Here is an 18,128-nt window from a genome sequence, read left to right as displayed (position 1 = left end):
CCCGAAAGGAACCACTTCGATGCTTGCCCTCTACAGCTACCTCACCGCCACCCTCCACACGCGTGTCCGGGTGCGGGATGAGCGGGGTCTGTCCCAGTCAACCGAGAACGCGATCCTCCTGGCCGGCGCCGTCGGGATCGCCGTCCTGATCATCTCCGCGATCACCGCATATGTGCAGGCCAACCTCCCCTCCTGACCAGGACCAACGGGGCCTCAGCTCCTCCGTCCTGGCCACCATCCTCTTCCCGCTCGTCATCAGCGCCCTCTGGCTGACGATGCAGTGGGCCATGCTCACCTGGGCACAAGCAACCGCCCATGCAGCAGCACAAGACGGAGCCAGAGCAGCAGCAGCCCTCAACGCCACCGGAACACACGGTCAGGCCACAGCCACCCGAGCCGCCGACAACGGATCCATCGACAACCTCCACGTCACCGCCCAACGAGCCGCCCGACTCACCACAGTCACCATCACCGGCACCGCCCTACAAGTCATCCCCGGCTTCCCCGTCACCATCCAGGTCACGGCCACCTCACCCACCCAACGACTCACCCCATCCTGACGGAGACGAAGAGATGATGATCACACGACTCGCACTCGCGGCCCTGGCCGCACTGTTCCTGCTCGGTGCCTGCACCCCAGAGCCGGCGGAGACGCAGTCACCGACGGCCAGCACACCGGCCGCGACACCCTCGATCACGCCGTCACCGAGCCCGTCCCCCACCGCCTCACCGTCGCCCACGAGCACCCTGTCACCCGAACAAGAAGCCGCCCAAGCGGCAGCGGTGGAGTACTTCCGCGCACTCAACGCGGTCCGGAGCGACCTGGAGGCTGACTTTCAGCAGGTGGCCGACATCACAACAGGGACGCACACTTCGGCAGAGTCGCAGGTCATCGGTGAGTACCGCAGTAAGGGGATCGTCCAAGTCGGCGAGCGCACGTACACCTACAAGGGGGTGGGTCCGGTGGTGGAGGCCGGAGGCGTCAAGTCCGTGGAAGTCCGCGTGTGTAGCGACAGCACCAGCAGCGACATGGTCGACGCTGAGGGCAACTCGGTCCTCGACCCTGCCCGCCTGCGCTTCGTCGACTTCAGGCTCGACGTAGTCCAGGTCGGCAACAGCTGGCGGATCAACGGAGGACAGAGTGAGGCGGTCGAATCATGCTGAGACGAGTCCTACCGGTATTGGTCGTCCTCGGAACCCTCCTCGTCGGGGCATCAGTTCGGCCAGCCTCTGCAGAAGGCTCCGGCGGCGCCTTCTTGAACGAAGACACGATCGTGGTGTCGGTGAATGTGCCCGGCTCGTCGGGGGGTGGTGGCCGCGGGCAGGGGAGTGCTGGCGGTGGTGGTTCGGCTCCGTCGGGCTGCTTCACCGGTGGCGGTGCGGAGTTGCCCTGCATCCAGTGGGGCCTGGCCTGGCGGCCCGACCTGCAGTGCTACGCCCGCGTCAAGCCCTACCAGCCGCCACTGACCGACCCAGTCTGGGAGGGCAACACGACCGGGACGATCATCGAGTGCCGGACCGGCACTGAGGGTGGGTGGAGCAACACCTGGGACTTGTGGGCGGCTGCGGCGCAGTTGGCGGCTCCGCCGGATCCCGCGGAGCTCGCCAGGCGGGCGGTGGAGCGGATGCAACTCGAAGCGATCCGGATGGGCACCTTCCCCGAACAAGCCGAACGCGCACCCAGAGACCTCGGCTACGTCGGCTGGAATGCGTGGATGTGGGTCTCCAACCCGACCCCGTCGACGTGGGGGCCGATCACCAAGTCCGTGTCTGAGGCCGGCTACACCGTCACCGCCACCGGACAGGTCGACAAGGTCGTGTGGGACATGGGCGACGGCACCACCATCACCTGCGGCCAAGGCAAGCCCTGGCGCTCGATCTGGGTACACAACGAACCATCCCCGGACTGCGGCCACATGTACGAGAGGGATGGCGAGTACACGATCACCGCCACCTCCCACTGGGTGGTCAACTGGTCCGGCATCGGACAGAGCGGCACCATCACCACGCAGCTGTCCGACACGGCTACCCTGCGGATCGCCGAAGTCCAGGTCGTCAACGTCGTCACCCCCGAAAGCTGACGACGATGAGGCGTGATGGTGAGCGGGGGATGATGGTGGCCGTCGAGACCGCCATCATCCTGCCCGTTCTGCTCGGCATGGTCGGTCTGCTGGTCGTGCTGGCCACCGGCGCGTTGGCGCAGATGACGGTGGATTCGGCCGCTTCCCAGGCCGCCCGCGCCGCCTCCCTCGAACGCGACACCGGCACCGCCACCGCCTCCGCACGCCAGGTGGCGGCCTCCACGTTGACCGAGTCCGGCACCACCTGCCGCAGCTCGAACGTCTCGGTGAACGCCTCCGGCCTCCGCGCCCCTTTGGGGACCCCGGCCGTGGTGTCGGTGACCGTGACCTGCACCGTCGACTTCCAGGTCGGCCTCCCCGGCTTCCCCTCCACCCGCACCCTCACCGCCACGAGATCCTCGCCGGTCGACACCTACCGGAGCCGACGATGAACCCCCGTCACGCGCTGACCCGCCCCGGTCGGGGTTCTTCCGGGCATGGGAAGAAGCGTGGGGAGCGGGGAATGGTGTCGGTGTGGGTGTCGGTCGCGATGGTGGCGTTCATCGTGACCATCGGCATCGGGATCGATTTCGCCGGCCACGCCGGCGCCGCCCAGCACGCGCGCGCCGTCGCCGACGAAGCAGCACGTGCCGGCGGACAACACCTGACCCTCGACTCCGGCCGGGCCCGCCCCGATGTGCACACCGCCATCGCGGCCGCCAACACCTACGTCGCCGCCTCCCCCTACACCGGCACCACCACGATCAGCGGCGGCGACACCATCACCGTCACCGTCACCGGGACCTACGACTGCCAGTTCCTCTCCATCATCGGCATCACCACCCTGCGCGTCACGGAGACCGGAACGGCGACCGTGAAATCCGTCCTCGGAGGAACCGAACAATGACCCGCACCCTCCGCAGCATCGCCGCCATCCTCGCCATCGCCGGGATCGTCGCCGGCGCCCCCTGGCTGCTGATCCAACTCGGACAACTCCCCGGCTTCCTTCCCTCCCTCGACCGCCTCGCGGGGATGCTGCTGGCCCCCGACTCCGGCCGCTTCCTGTTGGTCCTGGTCTGGGCCGCCGCGTGGGTGCTGTGGGCCTGGCTCACCATCCTCATCCTCATTGAGACGGTGGCGTTGCTGCGCGGGGTGAAAGCGCCGCGGCTGCCGGCCGCGTCGATGCCGCAAGGCCTGGCCAGGGCACTGGTCGTCGCGGCCGCCGCCGCCTTCATTGCCACACCCCTCAACGCCGGCGCAACCCAACCAGAGATCCCCCCAGCCGCCGTCCCGGCGGCCGCTGCAATGCCGGGGGCGGTGGCGCTGCCCAGCCAGGACCCCCGCCCCGAACCACCCACCGCACCAGCTCCAGTAGTGGAGTCGGTGGTCGTCGACGAGGGCGACACCCTGTGGGATCTCGCCGAGGAACACCTCGGCGACCCTGGTCGGTGGCCCGAGCTCTACGACGCCAACAAAGGCACCCCACAGCCCACCGGGCACGTCCTGCAGGACCCCGACCAGATCGATGTCGGCTGGACCCTCACCCTCCCCGGCCAAGCCCGAGCCTCGGAAGTCGAACCGGCACCCCAGACCCAGACGCAGCCGGAGACTCCTCGCCGCGAAGCCGTCACCGCACTGCTCCCCGCCGAAGACACCGCCCCCGTCGAGACGCCGGCCGCCGCCACCCCGTCGACAGCACCTTCAGTCACGCCCTCCGCCACGCCGTCCGCCGCCGCGCCGTCCGCTGCCGCGCCCACGGCGATCTCCTCCGCGGCTCCGGCGACGCTGACCCCGCTCCGCGCGGAAGCCACCGCCGTGGACATCGCCGAGGACTCCGACAGGGTTGATGCGCCGATGTATGCGTGGGAGGTCGCCGGGCTCCTCGGCGCCGGCACGTTCCTCGGCGTCGGCATCTCCACCCTGCTCGGCGCGCGACGCAAGGAGCAGTTCCGCACCCGCCGCCCCGGCCGGATGATCGCCACCCCCGACCCGGTGGTGGCCCCCATCGAACAGACCGCACAGCTCGCCACGAGCCTCTCCGGCCTCCTGGTGGCCCGCCTCGACCAGGTGCTGCGCCGCCTCGACCCCCACACCACCCTCACCGCCGCCGTCGTCGCCCGCGACGCCACCATCGTCGTGCACACCCCCGACCAGCTCCCCGCCCCCTGGATCCAGGACTGCGACGGGTGGCTGCTGCCCAACACCGCCCCCGTGGAGACCGTCGGCGACCTGGTCCCGGACCGTCCGTGCCCCTGGCCGCTGCTGGTCACCATCGGTGCCGACACCGCCGACCGGGTCGTGCTCCTCAACCTCGAACACGCCGGCCTGGTCACGGTGTCCGGGGATCCGGTGATGAGCGCCGACTTCACCCGCTACCTCGCCGCCGAACTCGCCATCAACCCCTGGTCCGACAGGGTCCGGATCGCCTGCGCGGGCCCCGCCACCCAAGTGATCGGCATGTCGCCCGGACGCCTCGACGCCGACCTCGATGAGATCCTCGCCATCGCCACTTCGAACGCCGCACGCGCCGCCCACCACGCGGTGTCCGCCTCTGAGGGACGCGCCGTGCAGGCCGGCGACGAAACCTGGGCCGCGGCCGCCGTCATCACCGGCCAGCCATCGGAGGATCTCGAGCAGCTGGCTGCGCTCATCGCGAACCACCCCCACCAGACCGGTGTTGCCATCCTCACCCTCACACCGAGTGGAGGGGATCTGGCGCTAACACCAGCCGGACGCATCCGCGGATTCGGGTTCGAGCTCACCGCCGTCGGCCTCACCGAAGACGAAGCAGCCGGCTGCGCCGACCTCCTCGCCGCCGCCACCCGCGACGACACCCAACCAGCCAGGGCGGACGAGCTCGTCGACGTCACCGGCAACCTACTCCCCGAACATCGCGCCGACCGCGACAACGACGACCCCGACACGGTCGAGTCGGTGCTCCCCGAACCCGACCACGCCTACATCGAGACTGCCGTCGTCACCAGCGATGACCTGATCACGGTGGCGCCCCGGGTGCCGGAGCCGGTCGCGGAGGCGTTGCAGGACCGGGATCCGGACCTTGATGCGCAGGTGCGGGCCTGGTTCTCCCCCTCCTGCCCCTACCCCCGCCTCTCGCTCCTCGGGCCCGTCACGGCCCGCTGCCACGGCAAACCGCTGGCCAAGCAGAAGGCCTACTACACCGAAGCCCTGGCCTACCTCGCCCTCCACCCCCACGGCGTGACCGGCGACCAGGTCGCCGCAGCCCTCGGCATCACCGTCGAACGGGCCCGCACCGTCATCTCAACCCTGCGCCTGTGGCTCGGCACCAACCCCCACACCAGCACCCCCCACCTCCCCGACGCCAAAGCCTCCCCCCAAGCCAAAGCCAGGGGAGTAGGCCTCTACCTCGTCGAAGACCTCCTCGTCGACGCCGACCTGTTCCGCCGCCTCCGCACCCGCGGCATCACCCGCGGACCAGACGGCATCGCAGACCTCGAAACCGCGCTGCAGCTGGTCACCGGACGCCCCTTCGACCAGCTCCGCCCCGCCGGCTGGACCTGGCTCATCGACGGCGACCGCGTCGACCACCACATGATCTGCGCCGTCACCGACGTCGCCCACATCCTCGTCACCGGTCACCTCCAGTCAGGCGACCTCGACGCCGCGAAACGCGCCGCCACCATCGCCCTGACAGCCGACCCCGACTCCGAAACCGCGCGCCTCGACTTGGCCGGGATCATGGTCCACGAAGGCCACTCGACCTCCGCCCGCCGGATCCTCGCCGACGCCCTCGGTGACAACGCAGACCTCGATCTCACCGCCCGAGCCAGCGGCATACTCGATCAGACGAGGTGGCTCGAGACCGGTTGAGGATCGGAGTCACCCCACCGCTGTCGGTCACGCTCGTTGATGAGCCGAGCAAGGGGCAACGCGCCCGATCCTCGGTTCACCGAACTGAGGACTCCTCGGCAGCGCATGCCGCGGATGGTCGTCCGTCCAAGGTAAGTTGAAATGCATGACTCCTGGCGCGCGCGATCCTCTCGACACGGCGCCTCTCCGCAAGGCTCGTGGGGCATTCTTCACGCCGCCGCAGATCGCCTCGTTCATCGTTGACTGGGCCGTCAGGTCGCGCACCGACCTGATCCTCGAGCCGTCGGCCGGGGATGCGGAGTTCCTAGTGCACGCCGTGGCGCGACTTCGGGAACTCGGCGTATTGGAGCCGCACGTGCACGGCGTCGAGCTGCACCCTTGGAGCGCTGCCGCTGGCACGGCTCGTATCAGCTCAGCAGGTGGCTCGGTCGAGATGAGGGTCGGTGACTTTTTCGATGCTCCAGCTGACGGACGATACACAGCGGTAGTGGGCAATCCGCCCTACATCCGTTTCCAGGACTTCTCTGGCGACTCAAGAGCGAAGGCGCGCGCCGCCGCACTGCGAGGCGGGGTCGCCCTATCGGGGTTGGCGTCGTCGTGGGCCGCGTTCACGGTCCATGGCGCGCTTAGCTTACGGCCCGGGGGCCGGCTAGGTTTCGTGCTGCCGGCTGAACTGCTGCACGCGAATTACGCCTCTCCTGTCCGGCGATTTCTGTTTGAGAACTTCGCTCAAGTTGATCTCGTCCTATTCGAGGAGCGAGTGTTCGCTGAGGCTGAAACGGAGGCATTGCTGCTCCTGGCTGACGGCTACGGCGGGTCCACAGACTATGCACGCATCCGTCAGGTCAGCGACGCCGGCGCGCTGCTGTCGGAGATGCCGATCGCTGCGACATGGGTCCCCGACGACCCCTCCGCGAAGTGGTCAGGCTCCACAGTCGCCCCAGAGGCCGCTGGCATCTATGGTTCTCTACTTCTCGAGGGAACGTTTGCTGCCCTGAAGACGTGGGGAGAGACAACCCTGGGCATGGTGACGGGAAACAACAAGTACTTCGCGCTTAGCCCCGCTCGCGTGGCCGAACTCGGTCTCCTTCCGAGGGACGTGGTACGGCTGTCGCCGCCTGGGTCTTCTCACTTGCGCGGATTGGAGTTCTCTTCTCGCGCGCACGCAGAGCTGGGTCGGGCCGGGAAGCGGACGATGCTATTTCGGCCCTCCGATGCTCCCTCGGAGGCTGCGCTCGCCTACATCGCGAAGGGTGAGGCGGACTCTGTGCACACGGCGTACAAGTGCCGGGTGCGGAAGGAATGGTGGCGTGTTCCACTTGTACGGCGAGCCGACCTGCTGCTCACCTACATGAACGCGGACACCCCTCGTGTGACCACCAACAGTGCAAACGCCCTGCACCTCAATTCTGTCCACGGCATCTACCTGGCTGAGAAGCATCAAGAGATCGGACGCGAGTTGCTGCCAGTTGCAGCCCTCAACTCCGTCACCATGCTGGGTGCCGAGTTCACCGGCCGGGCATACGGCGGCGGCATGCTCAAGATGGAGCCCGGAGAAGCCGACCTTTGGGCACTCCCATCACCCGAGACAGTGGTAGCAGCCGCAGAGCAGCTACGAGCGATCCGACCACAGGTCGCCGGAAAGCTCCGCAGCGGGAGAGTGCTGGAGGCCGCTCGACTCGTCGATGACGCACTGCTCGTGCGAGCTCTGGGGATGCGACGTCCAGATGTCAGGGAAATCCGCTACGCGCGCGCCGCTCTCGCGGGTCGACGCGAGACGAGGAGTCGTCGTGCCAACAATTGACGAGCGACTCACAGCGGCCATCCGCTCGGTCGGCTCGAAGCCAGCAGATAACGCACCCCAGGCCACCAAGAAGAACTACAACGAGAAACTGTCCGCAGCTTTTGCGCTGGCTGTCGCCGAAGAGCTCCGCGAGCGAGGCATGAGCGGCGCACGACCCAGCGGTCCAGGCGAGGTCGGTGTCAGCGGCGCTGAGAGACGCCTCGCGGGTGGCATCGGCGCGAAGAAGGTTGACGTCACCTGGGCAACGGAGGAATCGGGGCTGATCCTCGCTGTGAGCATCAAGACCATCCTATTCAGAGATGCCACGACTGGAAACTTCCAGAAGAACCTCACTAACCGCCGCGCAGACTTGCTGAACGAGGCAGTAACCCTGCATCGCAGATTCCCGTATGCGGTGCTTGCGGCGCTCCTGTTCTTCGACGTCGGCGCCCAGGACGACGGCACCGGGCGGAGAAAGTCAACGTTTCTCAACTCCGGCCCCCGTCTGCGGCTGTTCACCGGACGCCAGGACCCTGCTGGACGCGACGAACAGTACGAGAAGTTCTACGTGCTGCTTGCCGATCTGAACGACACACTGCCATCGGTTCGCGCCTACGAGGCGAACGACCTCAACAACGAGGTACCCCTCACCGAGGCGTTCAACACTCTGGTGGCCTTGATCGGTGAGCGCAACTTCGATCTCTACGAGGGCTTCGACGGCAAAGTGACCAAGGCGTAGCCCGAGCCCTTCACGTCACCCCTGCAGGGCAAAGGTTCACGGCCGGGGTACTAGCTATAGTCATGGATCCACACATACCCCGATAGTGTTGGCGACAGGGATCATCGAGGAACAGCCTGCTTGGCGACACCCGTGGTGTTGTAACGGAAGCGCGCCATCTCGACAGTGACGTCGTACTGGCTGGCGATTTGATCGACGGACGTTCGCTGGCGCGCTGCACTGAGGAGGAGTGGGCGCGGGAGAAGAAGCGTGCCACCGAAGGCCGTTGCTTCCTCCTCCTCATCCGGTTTGCAGGTGCGGAAGGGCATCCCGTTGAGCTCGCGGATCTCAGCAAGGTCGTGCTTCAGCATGATGTGGGCCAGTTCGTGGGCAATATCGCTGTTTTGCCGACCCGGAGTTCGGAGAGGACTCACGACAACGATCCTGCGGTCATCGATCTCGAAGGTGGCGGCGGAGAAGGCGAACGCCTGGAGCCGCTCCAACTCTTCGAGCTCGCTGATGTCCACCAAGTCGGCGGCGTCGACGATCGAAACCCTCAGATGCTTGGCAAGCTCACGTGGGTCAAGCCGATCGTGCGAGGCGAGGCCAAGTTCTCTCCGAACCCGCGCTGCCTCGCGTTCGGCTTCTGCCTTGAACCCGCGTCGTAGCGTCACAGTTCCCCGGCAGCAACACGGGCGGCCAATGTGTCGTGCATCTCGCCCAGGAGTGAGTTGAGCCGCTCCGGCACTCCGGGCCGGAGCATCGAAGCTGCGCGGAGGTGGCAAGCGACCACGTGGCGTTGAACCGGTGCTTTGGCCAGAGCGTCGTACATGCTGCGCAGCATTTCGGTGATCTTGGACGCAGCATCAGGTTCGAGGCGTGGGTCAGCAGCAAGGTGCGCGATCGCTTCGTCGATCGGTGCCACCTCGCGCAGCGCCGTCGGCATGAAGAACTGCCCGGGCGAAACTCCGAGCCAAGCACACAGAAGCGTGAAGGACGTCAGGTCGGGCTGGGCACCCGCCTCAATGCGGGTGAAGGTGCTGAAGCTGACGCCAGCCTCAGCAGCGGCTTGGCGAAGCGACAGGTTCCCACGCCGCTCGCGCAGCAGCGCACCCAACTGCGTTAGGTCGAGCCGCTCCATGCCCGGGGAAGTGCCAGAGGTCCCTGTCATGCTGAGACCGCAGCGTTGGCCGCCTCTGTGCGTGTCCGTTCCATGAACGTGAGCCTAGCGCGCCGTTGACCCGTCGCTGACACGACACGGTGTGTCTCGTGATACGCAATGCCGCTTTGCTGATACAGTTCTGGAAAGCCTCAACCCGGGGCTCTAGCGAAAGGAGGGACCATGGGTCCCGCCGACAACACCAGTCCTGGTCACGGCAAGCCGCCTGTGACGATCTTCGTCAACACCCGCAGGTCCCAGTGGACCGAGCGGGAGATTTCCTACCAGCAGGTCTACGACCTGGCGTTCCCGAATGAGCCGCTCACCGAAGGTGACCTGGCGCGCATCGAGTTCTCGCGTGGATCGTACGGTGGTGGGGCCGGGACGTTGCGCCCTGGCGGCAAGGTCAACGTCAAGACGAACATGGTCTTCGATGTCTACGTCACTGTTCGCAGCTGACCCCTCGACGAGCAGGCTGCTCGCCGAGGATTACTGCCTCTCCTTTGAGGGCGACCATCTGATCGTCGAGCAGGTCCCATACGTTACGGCCGCCAAGGTCGTGGCGTATGGGCGCTTGGCGCTGCCCGTCGTCTTCAGTGGAAACATCGTCCAGGACGGTGCTGGCGACCACCGGATCTGGTGGATCGGCGAGCACCCCTGTGACGAGCTGGGCCAACCTATGGCCGGACCATCACCGGAGTCGCACGCCATCGCCCCGGAACTGGTGGCCTCGTTCATGATCTCTAGCAAGCCGAAGGGTACGGGGATGTTCGCCTCGACGTACGACAAGATCGTGTCCTATGTGCGAGTTCTCAGCCATCCGGCCAAGGCATTGGACCCATCGGTGACCGCTAGGCCAGGAGCCGGTTGGACCGAGGTTCCCAGTGATCTGCCGTTCGTCTACCCCGACACCGGCACGGCACGAGCCGGCCTCGCCGAGTTCAACGGACGGTTCCGCGGACAGCGGATCGGCATCATTGGGCTCGGCGGGACTGGTTCCTACATCCTCGACCACGTCTCCAAGACCTGGGTGGACACCATCGCCCTGTTCGACGGAGACGTCTTCGACAACCACAACGCCTTCCGAGCACCTGGTGCCGCAGACATCGAAGACCTCAAGGACCGTCCAAATAAGGCGGAGTACTTTGCGCGACAGTTCTCCCGCATGCATACGGGTATCGAGCCTCACCCGTTCCACGTCACAACCGAGAACCTGGACGTACTTTGCAACTGCACCTTCGTCTTTCTCGCCGCGGGTGAGTCCGAGGACAAGAATCAGATCCTGAGCTGGCTCCGAATCCGGCGCATCCCAGCCATTGAGGTGGGCATGGGCATCCGCGACGAGGATGGGCGTCTGTCCGGCTTGCTGACAGTCGTCAACCACTTCCCGGACCAACCCGAGCAGGCAACCGCGACAGCTACCGGCCTCGTGAACGAGTACGACCGAAACATTCAGGTATCAGACCTGAACTGCCTGAACGCGGTGCTCGCCGTGGGCAACTGGAAGAAGTACCTCAAGTACTACGCGTCAGCGGAAGAGGCGGCCGAGACGGTCTACAAGGTCTTCACGGGAACCATCCGTAATGGCGCTCCTGAGACTGAAGTAGCCGACGCGGTCGAGGTCGAGGTCGCCGCGTGAGAGTGAGCAACATGGTTCCCGAGTTCGTGACGTCGTTCCCGAACGAGTTGGAGTCCGGGGTGCTGTACGTCTCAGCCTCGTTCTCAACAGCGTCCCACTTGTGCGCCTGCGGATGCCGTCGCGAGGTCATCACGCCGTTGTCCCCTGCACAGTGGGTGCTCACGTTCGACGGATCGATCTCAGTTCGACCGTCGATCGGCAATTGGTCGCTGCCGTGTCAGTCGCACTACGTCATCGACCGCGGCAGCATTCGATGGGCAAGGCCGTTCTCTCGCGACGAGGCTCGACTCCATCGGGATTCCGATCAGCTCAAGCTCGAGGAGGCGAACCGTGTCAAGGACCGTTGGCGGAAGCGGTTCCTGCGACGAATAGGGGTCCGTTGAGTTGAGCAGGTCCGTGTGAGGGGTTCCGATCGAGTTGACCACGACGGTGTTGATGGCCTACACAACGTCGTTGAACGCCTGCGGTGCGATCAGGGCGGCTGTCATGGGCTCTGACCTCAATGTCAGTTACGTCCCAACTCCTGGATGCGCTATCCAAGCCCAAAGCCATCACGCGAGCTGATCCGTCATCAGGTAGCATTAGCTGTGTACGGATCGTCTCAAAGGGGGTGGGTGAGGTGGCGACATTGACACCGGCTACGGCGTCCCAGGTGGGTCTGTCTCGGAGCGGTTTGTATCGGGCCGTCCGGGATGGGCGCTACGAGCGGATCGCTCGGGGGATCTATGTGCCGGTTGATGACGCGGGCGTGGACTGGGACCTGGTCGAGGCCGCGAGGCGGCGTCGGGATGCGACGGTCTGTCTTGCCTCGGCGTTGGCCCATCATGAACTCACTGACGCGATTCCGGCCGGGTTGGAGGTGGCCATCCCTCGTGGGGGGAGGATCCCTGCCGGCAGTGGTTCCATCGTGTGGCATTCCTTTGACCGTGACACGTTCGGTGTGGGACGTGAGGAGGTGCTCATTCCGGGGTCGGATCTGCGGATCGGGTTGTACTCGGCTGAGCGGTCGATCGTTGACGCGTTCCGTCTCCGCGGCGAGGTGGGCTACGAGTTGGCGCGGGACGCGTTGAAGGAGTGGCTGCGTCGTGGCGGGACACCGGCCCGTCTGGTGGAGCTGGCCCTCGTGTTGCCGCGTGCGAAGGCGCCGACGTTGGCGGCGTTGGAGGCGTTGACGTGAGCACGGGGGAGGAGGTGTTCCGCCGTTTGCAGGCGGCGGCGCGGTCGACGGCGTCGAAGACCGGGAGCCCGGCGCCGACTCAGGAGTATCTGACCCGGCATGTCTTGGAGTCGTTCCTCGACCGGCTGACCCGCAGCCGCCATGGCGATGCTTTCGTGATCAAGGGAGGGATCCTGCTGGCCTCGTACGGGTGGCGGCGAGCCACCAAGGATGTCGATGTGAACGCGATCTCTGCGGATGTGACGCCGGCACATCTGGTCGAGGTGGTGCGGGACGTGGCCGCGATGGAGCTCGACGATGGGGTTGTCTTCGACGTGGGCAGCATCGAGGTGACTGAGATCCGCGAGGAGGCTGGCTATCCCGGGTTCCGGGTGCGGGTCGGGGCCAGGCTCGGGGTGTGGCGCGGTGTCGCGGCCTGGGATGTCTCCACCGGGGATCCGATCGTCCCGCCACCGCGGAGGGTGCGCATCGAGCGTGTCGACGGGGATCCGATCAAGGTGCTCGGCTACGCCGCTGAGACCAGCATCGCGGAGAAGGGCGTGACGATCCTGGAGCGCGGGATCACGAGCACCCGCTGGCGCGACTACGTCGACATCGTCCAGCTGGATGGTCAGGAGATCAACCGCGACGATCTGCGCCTGGCCGCGGCGGCGGTGGCTGCCCACCGGGGCGTGCTCCTCCAACCGGTCAGCCGCGTGCTGGCGGGCTACGGGCAGGTCGCCCAGGCCAAGTGGGCCGCGTGGCGCCGCAAGGAACGACTCGAGGCCGTCGCGGACGAGCTCCTCGACGACCAGATCGCGCGGGTGGCCGCTGTCCTCGACCCGATCTTCGGCCCTCCGAGCACCCAGCAGGATCTGTGACCGTGAGCGTGTCGCGGTGTGGAGCATTCGGATGCACGACGCAGACAGCTGATCCGCTGTGCGTGTTCCACGCGAGGAGAGTCCAGCGGGGTTTGGGCTTGCCCACCGTTGACGATCTGAGGGTCGGTGACCCGAGTGGTCACGGATTATGGGGGAGGGTGGACCGCACCGCCGAGGGGGTCATGTGCCATGAGTGTGGGCAGCGGTTCGCCAAACTCGGTATCCATCTGGCCCGTGCCCATGAACTCAGGGTCCGCGTGTATCGGGATCGGCACGGGATCGCCGATGAGGAGTCCTTGGCGGTCGTGTCGGCGGGGCAGCCGCGGCGTCGTCCGCATCCGTGTGGGCGGTGCGGCACGATCCTGACGGTGCCGGGGAAGCTGTGTGACGACTGCCGCGTCACGCGCCTCGTCGAGCTCGAGAACCGCCGGACCGCTGTGGAGGAGCCGAAGCCAGCCAGGGCGCGATGGCGGCGCCTCACCGGCGAGGAACGCGACGACCTGCTGCGGGCGGCGCCCGAGGAGGTTGGGTCGTTGATCGCGTCGCTGCAGCGAAGCCGGGTCACATCGGCGGAGATCGCCGCAGTCCTGGGTCGTAGTCAGAAATGGATGGCGCGCACCCATCCCCGCCCCGACTGGGGAACCCCGAACTGAGGGGGACCGCAACCCTCGTTGTGCGCAGCGTTGTCCACCGCGGTGGGTGAAACGACCGCAACGCCCCAGGGATAGTGGGCGTCGGCTCGGAGTCGGGTGGGCCATAGATCGCGTTGCGCCATGCCTTGGAGCGTGGCTGTCTAGGGGTGCGGTGCAGGTTTCGGGGGTAGGTTCATCGCCCCTAGCCAAACGCTGAATCGGGGTGGCGTACCCCTCGTGGGGCGGGCTTTGGGGGTAGGCAACGGGAGAGGTGCCCGCGGGAGGTTCATCGCGAACCAACCGCGAAAGGACCCCTGCGATGAGCGTGCGCGCCGCCCTCCATCTCGACCCTCTACTTGAGGCAGCCGACGACACCTGGCCACAGTGGACCAGGAGCGAACCCCTGCTGGCCAAGTTCGCCTCGCACCGGGAGATCGCGCAGTGGCGGATTGATGATGCCGAATGGCAGGAGGACCGGGAGATGTTCCTGGCTCTGGGCCGGCTGACGTTGGTGGAGGAGTCACGGGTCGCCGCGACAGCGGTGCTGGTGTTCCTGGTGCTGCCCGCATGTGAGGCCACCGTGATGCGGCGGGCTTCCATGACCCATGACGTGAGGAACCTGGAGGATGTGGCGGCTGGCTATCTGTGGAGCGAGGTGGCGCAGTATCCGTGGAACGATCCGCTGAAGGGCTGGATCCCGCAGGGGGTCGCCCGCCGCGTCGGTCGGGCGATCGACCGCGACTTCGGTTGGGGAGAGACGGCGGAGCGGATCTGGCGTGATCGGGCCACGTTGGACTTTGAAGCGGTGGAGCGCCTCAATCATCGCGGGGAGTACATGAGGCCACTGCACACCACCGACCTGTACTGGTGGGCGGTGACCGAGGCGGGCCTCAGCCGCGAAGACATGGATCTGCTGGTCGCGCTGGCGGTCACCGCCCACGAGGACGGGATCACGTCGCGGTCCAGCGCGGGAATCACCGCCCGCTCGGCGTGCGTGCAGCTGGTTCAGCCCGGACAAACCGTCGACCAGTTGCAGTACCGCGCCAGGAAAGCCTTAACGGTCCTACGCGAAGCAGCACGCAGCACAGCCGCCTGACGACCGATCTTGGTATGCGAGGCCGGTCACGCGCCGTCAGAAGGGTGAGATGCCAAGCGTGATCCGATGGGACGACCGCGCATCGTCCGCGGCCACAGATAGTTACCTGGTTGTGATGTAGGTTTCTTGGTGATGTGGCGGTAGTCTGGGACTACGACGAACCGGATCGCCGGGGCGTTGTCCGCCGAGGGCCCTGCTGGGGCCCTCGAGCTTTTTACGGGATCCATTTGCGTTGGTGGCGCACCGCGGGGCTGAGCACGTGGCTCAGTGAGCGGGCTGCACGCTGTGCCTTGGGTGAGCCTTGTACTTCCTCGTGGCGACGAAGGATGTAGGCGACCATGTCGGCGGCCTGCACGCCGGGCTCGGTGCGTGAGTCGACCCACTCGGGTCCGAGGATCCGTTCGAGGCGACTGGGTCGGAACCCGGGGGTCCCGACTCTGGTGTAGCCGGCGATCGCCTCAGCGAAGTCCTGTTGGCGGTCGATCAGGTCGGCGGTGACCAGGCAGGTGACACCCCAGGTGGCGCACCAGCTGTCCGCTCGTTCCAGCAGGTGCCGCAGGGTGACTTCGTAGGGGGAGTCGGGGTAGCGGTAGCGGGCGTTGAGGCGACGTACGTCGACTCCTTCGAGCAGGACGGTGGCTCTCGAGCCGACGATCGCCCGGAGTACGTTGCGGTAGAGGGCGACTGCCTCATGCAGCTGTGACGACATGCACGTCCACTCACCCTGGGCCTGCATGATCTGATGGCCGTGGAACTCGACCTCTGGCCCCACCCCGAACTTCTGACGGGCGTGCTGACGAACCTCCTCCAGGCCGTGGACCAGGTTCCGGTACTGGGCCTCGGTGACCAGAACACCTGCCACGTAGTAGTCATCGGTGCCGTACGACTCGTCAATGAACAGTCTCATTTGAACGTCTCGCGCGGCCACGTCCATGAGTTTCTCATCCCCGCCCGTCTGACGCCGGCACGGATCGGTCCTGTCGCGGAACCGGGCTGACGGGCATGCACCGAGCAGCGACCAGTGCCCACGGCCCGCGGGCGGAGCTGGGAAGCACCACCACCTGCAAAGTCTGTTCACGCGCTGGCCGGGATTGGCCCGGGTTCATAGGGGACAGGACAGCACGAGGACAGGGAGAGGGGCCACGGAGATGTCGGATGAGGAGACGCAGCAGCTGATCGTTGCTGCGAAGGGGGAGGCGGAGGCCTGCGACCAGTTGGTGTTCTGGACTCAGCGGCTGCAGCACGCGCTGGATGCCCGCCGACAGCTGCTGGACGTTCCGCCGGAGGAACTGAAGGCCGCCCTGGAGGCGCGGCGATGACCACCGCGACGTTCTCGCTGGCTGAGCTGCGCGCCGCCTACACCGCCCTCCACTCCGGCGCCTTCACCACCGACCCGACCCCCCAACCCGAAACGGCCACCGCAGCAGTGGCGGAACTGCCAGCTGCGGCTGCGGATGCGGTGGTGAGTGTGGTCGGTGTCTCGGGTGGGGTGGGGACGACCACGGTGGCGTTGGCGATCGCCGAGGCTCTCGGCGCCGGCCGTCTGGTGGAGCTCAGCGTGCCGCACACCTCGGGTTTGGCGGCCGCGTCGTCGGCTGAACTCGGCCTCCAGCATGGCTGGAGTATCGGGACCCGCGACGGGCTGCGGCTGGAGCGTCGCACCGACCCCGACGCTGCGATCCTCCCCGACACCGCCGCAGGGGTCACGGTCCTGGACCTCGGCGCTTGGGCCGAGCCTCTGCTGGCGGTGTCTGTGTTGGTGGTGGTGGCGGCGTGTTCGGTGCCGAGCGTGCGGCGTCTCAATGCCCGTCTCGACACTGTCGACGGCCTGCGGGTGGTGCCAGCGATCACCGGTGTCCCGGGTCGGGCACTGCCCAAGCCGGTCGGTTCGGTGTGCGGGGCGAGGCTGCGTGCCGCGGCGGCCGACGGGCGGCTGCTGCTGGTGCCGGAATGTGCGTCTCTTCGGGTCGGTGGGGTTGCTGCCGATCCGCTTCCTCGTCGGCTGCGGTCTGCGGTCGATGTCATCAAGTCGTGTGTGGAGGAAATCTCATGATCGTTCAGTTTGTAGCCGAGGCCGTGTCTGCGGGTGTGGTGGTGCCGGCGGAGGGGCGGGGGATGGTGTGCCCGGTGGCGCCGGCGGGGGCGCAGGTCCTGGTCGATGAGTTCCTGGGCTGGTTCTCGTGGGCTCTGGTGTGGGTGGCGTTCCCGGCGGGAATCCTGGCCGCGGTGGCGGCGGTGATCCTGGGCAAGGTGTTCTCGATGCCGCACGTGTCGAAGGGCGGCCTGATCGGGGTGTTCGTCGTCCTCGGCGCCGCACTGCTCTACCTCGTGATCCCGGGCATCTTGTCGGGGTTCCTCGGCGACGGCTGCGTCACCCGCTAACCATGAGGCCCGATCGCGCGCACCTGACCCTGCTGGCCGCCGTCACGTCGGTGGCGTTGCTGCTGCTGAGCGGTCTGGGGTTCGCCGTCTACTTCGCCGTCGCCGACGACCCCACCACCCCCACGACGGCGAGGGTCGTCGACTCGCTACCGGCCGGCGGCGTCACGGTGCGTGACGAGATCGCGGCCGCCCCGATGCTGCCGGTGTCTGCGGCAGCTGCCACGGGCGGCACCCCGGCCCTCGGCACCCTGCCGACGATCGACATCCCTGTGGTGGATCAGGTCGGGGCGGAGGGTATCCCGACCGGCTACCCGCAGACGCCGGAGGGGGCGGTGGGGCAGTTGGGGGAGATCCTGGTCTCCGTCCTCGGGTCGATGGATCTGGGTCATGCGCAGCGGGTGCAGCAGTCCTGGTTCGAGGACCCCACGGGCTCGGTGGGGTCGTGGCCGGTGTTGGGGTTGATTCAGTCGTTCTTGACAGCTGGGAGGATGCCGGGCGGTTTGGAGCCGGGGGCGTCACTGACGGTGATCCCCTCGGCGGGGCAGGTGAAGGGCTCTGACGGCGACGGCTGGCATGTGGTGTGTGTGTTGGTGGAGATCACCTACACGTTCCGCGACCAGGCCCGCCTGGCCTATGGGCACTGCGAACGCATGACCTGGCGAGAAGACCGTTGGCTGGTCGGGGCGGGGGCGCATCCGGTGCCTGGGCCGTCGACGTGGCCGGGCACCGAACTCGCGGTTGAGGCTGGCTGGCTGACGTGGCGGGACGCCTGA

The 18,128-nt window shown here is 66.9% G+C and carries 23 protein-coding genes and 1 pseudogene; 21 read left to right on the top strand and 3 right to left on the bottom strand.

What is annotated here, in order from left to right; all coding sequences use genetic code 11:
* The first annotated feature begins 19 nt into the window (after positions 1-19).
* From ACZK4S_RS13700 to ACZK4S_RS13660, 9 genes are all read left to right on the top strand, one after another.
* On the top strand, positions 20-196 hold the full coding sequence (locus tag ACZK4S_RS13700; RefSeq protein WP_182800764.1) for a hypothetical protein: 177 nt from the start codon (positions 20-22) through the stop codon (positions 194-196).
* Positions 171-560 carry a TadE/TadG family type IV pilus assembly protein gene (locus ACZK4S_RS13695; RefSeq protein WP_073187670.1) on the top strand — a complete coding sequence of 130 codons (390 nt, stop codon included), beginning with the start codon at positions 171-173 and terminating at the stop codon, positions 558-560. Before ACZK4S_RS13700 ends, ACZK4S_RS13695 begins: the two co-directional genes overlap by 26 nt.
* A 13-nt stretch (positions 561-573) precedes the next feature.
* Positions 574-1,164, top strand: coding sequence for a hypothetical protein (locus ACZK4S_RS13690; RefSeq protein ID WP_463644654.1), 591 nt, complete (start codon positions 574-576; stop codon positions 1,162-1,164).
* A 92-nt stretch (positions 1,165-1,256) separates the two neighbouring features.
* The gene (locus ACZK4S_RS13685) at positions 1,257-2,081 is read left to right on the top strand and encodes a hypothetical protein (RefSeq protein ID WP_463644653.1); all 825 of its coding nucleotides are present in this window, start codon (positions 1,257-1,259) and stop codon (positions 2,079-2,081) included.
* Positions 2,082-2,086: 5 nt separating this feature from the next.
* Positions 2,087-2,512, top strand: a complete 426-nt coding sequence (locus ACZK4S_RS13680; RefSeq protein WP_463644652.1) for a TadE/TadG family type IV pilus assembly protein — start codon at positions 2,087-2,089, stop codon at positions 2,510-2,512.
* Complete coding sequence (locus ACZK4S_RS13675; RefSeq protein ID WP_182800759.1) at positions 2,509-2,967, top strand: pilus assembly protein TadG-related protein; 459 nt, start codon at positions 2,509-2,511, stop codon at positions 2,965-2,967. Before ACZK4S_RS13680 ends, ACZK4S_RS13675 begins: the two co-directional genes overlap by 4 nt.
* Positions 2,964-5,909, top strand: a complete 2,946-nt coding sequence (locus ACZK4S_RS13670; protein WP_463644651.1) for a tetratricopeptide repeat protein — start codon at positions 2,964-2,966, stop codon at positions 5,907-5,909. Before ACZK4S_RS13675 ends, ACZK4S_RS13670 begins: the two co-directional genes overlap by 4 nt.
* A gap of 145 nt (positions 5,910-6,054) precedes the next feature.
* Positions 6,055-7,713 (top strand): Eco57I restriction-modification methylase domain-containing protein, encoded by a 1,659-nt coding sequence (locus ACZK4S_RS13665; protein WP_463644650.1) that lies wholly within the window; start codon positions 6,055-6,057, stop codon positions 7,711-7,713.
* Entirely contained in the window at positions 7,700-8,431 is a 732-nt protein-coding gene (locus tag ACZK4S_RS13660; protein ID WP_463644649.1) for a hypothetical protein, read from the top strand. The genes ACZK4S_RS13665 and ACZK4S_RS13660 overlap by 14 nt, the downstream gene beginning before the upstream one ends.
* A gap of 101 nt (positions 8,432-8,532) precedes the next feature.
* On the opposite strand, the gene ACZK4S_RS13655 is transcribed toward ACZK4S_RS13660, so the two are convergent.
* Together ACZK4S_RS13655 and ACZK4S_RS13650 are read right to left on the bottom strand one after the other, a co-directional pair.
* On the bottom strand, positions 8,533-9,084 hold the full coding sequence (locus ACZK4S_RS13655; RefSeq protein WP_463644648.1) for an ImmA/IrrE family metallo-endopeptidase: 552 nt from the start codon (positions 9,082-9,084) through the stop codon (positions 8,533-8,535).
* Positions 9,081-9,551: a helix-turn-helix domain-containing protein gene (locus ACZK4S_RS13650; RefSeq protein ID WP_463644647.1), complete on the bottom strand. Its 471-nt coding sequence runs from the start codon at positions 9,549-9,551 to the stop codon at positions 9,081-9,083. The genes ACZK4S_RS13655 and ACZK4S_RS13650 overlap by 4 nt, the downstream gene beginning before the upstream one ends.
* 201 nt (positions 9,552-9,752) lie before the next feature.
* Here ACZK4S_RS13650 and ACZK4S_RS13645 point away from each other — a divergent pair, with 201 nt between their 5' ends.
* The 8 genes and pseudogenes from ACZK4S_RS13645 to ACZK4S_RS13610 all read left to right on the top strand — a co-directional run bounded on the left by ACZK4S_RS13645 (position 9,753) and on the right by ACZK4S_RS13610 (position 14,973).
* The gene (locus ACZK4S_RS13645) at positions 9,753-10,028 is read left to right on the top strand and encodes a multiubiquitin domain-containing protein (protein WP_463644646.1); all 276 of its coding nucleotides are present in this window, start codon (positions 9,753-9,755) and stop codon (positions 10,026-10,028) included.
* The gene (locus ACZK4S_RS13640) at positions 10,003-11,208 is read left to right on the top strand and encodes a DUF6791 domain-containing protein (protein ID WP_463644645.1); all 1,206 of its coding nucleotides are present in this window, start codon (positions 10,003-10,005) and stop codon (positions 11,206-11,208) included. The genes ACZK4S_RS13645 and ACZK4S_RS13640 overlap by 26 nt, the downstream gene beginning before the upstream one ends.
* 11 nt (positions 11,209-11,219) lie before the next feature.
* Entirely contained in the window at positions 11,220-11,591 is a 372-nt protein-coding gene (locus ACZK4S_RS13635) for a ubiquitination-like system serine protease family protein (RefSeq protein ID WP_463644644.1), read from the top strand.
* A 119-nt stretch (positions 11,592-11,710) separates the two neighbouring features.
* Positions 11,711-11,929: pseudogene (locus tag ACZK4S_RS13630) on the top strand (type IV toxin-antitoxin system AbiEi family antitoxin domain-containing protein); the annotation flags it as partial.
* Positions 11,930-12,115: 186 nt separating this feature from the next.
* Positions 12,116-12,385: a hypothetical protein gene (locus ACZK4S_RS13625; protein ID WP_463644676.1), complete on the top strand. Its 270-nt coding sequence runs from the start codon at positions 12,116-12,118 to the stop codon at positions 12,383-12,385.
* Positions 12,382-13,245, top strand: a complete 864-nt coding sequence (locus ACZK4S_RS13620; protein ID WP_463644643.1) for a nucleotidyl transferase AbiEii/AbiGii toxin family protein — start codon at positions 12,382-12,384, stop codon at positions 13,243-13,245. The genes ACZK4S_RS13625 and ACZK4S_RS13620 overlap by 4 nt, the downstream gene beginning before the upstream one ends.
* 158 nt (positions 13,246-13,403) lie before the next feature.
* A complete protein-coding gene (locus ACZK4S_RS13615; RefSeq protein ID WP_463644642.1) occupies positions 13,404-13,898 on the top strand; it encodes a MucR family transcriptional regulator in 495 nt (164 codons plus the stop codon).
* 298 nt (positions 13,899-14,196) lie between these two features.
* Positions 14,197-14,973, top strand: a complete 777-nt coding sequence (locus ACZK4S_RS13610; protein WP_463644641.1) for a hypothetical protein — start codon at positions 14,197-14,199, stop codon at positions 14,971-14,973.
* Between the two features lie 214 nt (positions 14,974-15,187).
* On the opposite strand, the gene ACZK4S_RS13605 is transcribed toward ACZK4S_RS13610, so the two are convergent.
* Positions 15,188-15,880 carry a DUF3800 domain-containing protein gene (locus ACZK4S_RS13605; protein ID WP_463644640.1) on the bottom strand — a complete coding sequence of 231 codons (693 nt, stop codon included), beginning with the start codon at positions 15,878-15,880 and terminating at the stop codon, positions 15,188-15,190.
* Between the two features lie 241 nt (positions 15,881-16,121).
* On the opposite strand from ACZK4S_RS13605, the gene ACZK4S_RS13600 reads away from it, so the two are divergent.
* Genes ACZK4S_RS13600 through ACZK4S_RS13585 form a run of 4 tightly spaced genes read left to right on the top strand, consistent with a single transcriptional unit; the run spans position 16,122 to position 18,128 of the window.
* On the top strand, positions 16,122-16,292 hold the full coding sequence (locus ACZK4S_RS13600; protein ID WP_463613852.1) for a hypothetical protein: 171 nt from the start codon (positions 16,122-16,124) through the stop codon (positions 16,290-16,292).
* The gene (locus ACZK4S_RS13595) at positions 16,289-17,026 is read left to right on the top strand and encodes a hypothetical protein (RefSeq protein WP_463644639.1); all 738 of its coding nucleotides are present in this window, start codon (positions 16,289-16,291) and stop codon (positions 17,024-17,026) included. Before ACZK4S_RS13600 ends, ACZK4S_RS13595 begins: the two co-directional genes overlap by 4 nt.
* Positions 17,023-17,355 carry a hypothetical protein gene (locus ACZK4S_RS13590; RefSeq protein ID WP_463644638.1) on the top strand — a complete coding sequence of 111 codons (333 nt, stop codon included), beginning with the start codon at positions 17,023-17,025 and terminating at the stop codon, positions 17,353-17,355. The genes ACZK4S_RS13595 and ACZK4S_RS13590 overlap by 4 nt, the downstream gene beginning before the upstream one ends.
* A 2-nt stretch (positions 17,356-17,357) precedes the next feature.
* Positions 17,358-18,128, top strand: a complete 771-nt coding sequence (locus ACZK4S_RS13585; protein ID WP_463644637.1) for a hypothetical protein — start codon at positions 17,358-17,360, stop codon at positions 18,126-18,128.

Source organism: Tessaracoccus zhenghani, from assembly GCF_055326325.1.
Note: the sequence above shows the minus strand (reverse complement) of the source record. Positions and strands in the feature narration are given on the sequence as shown.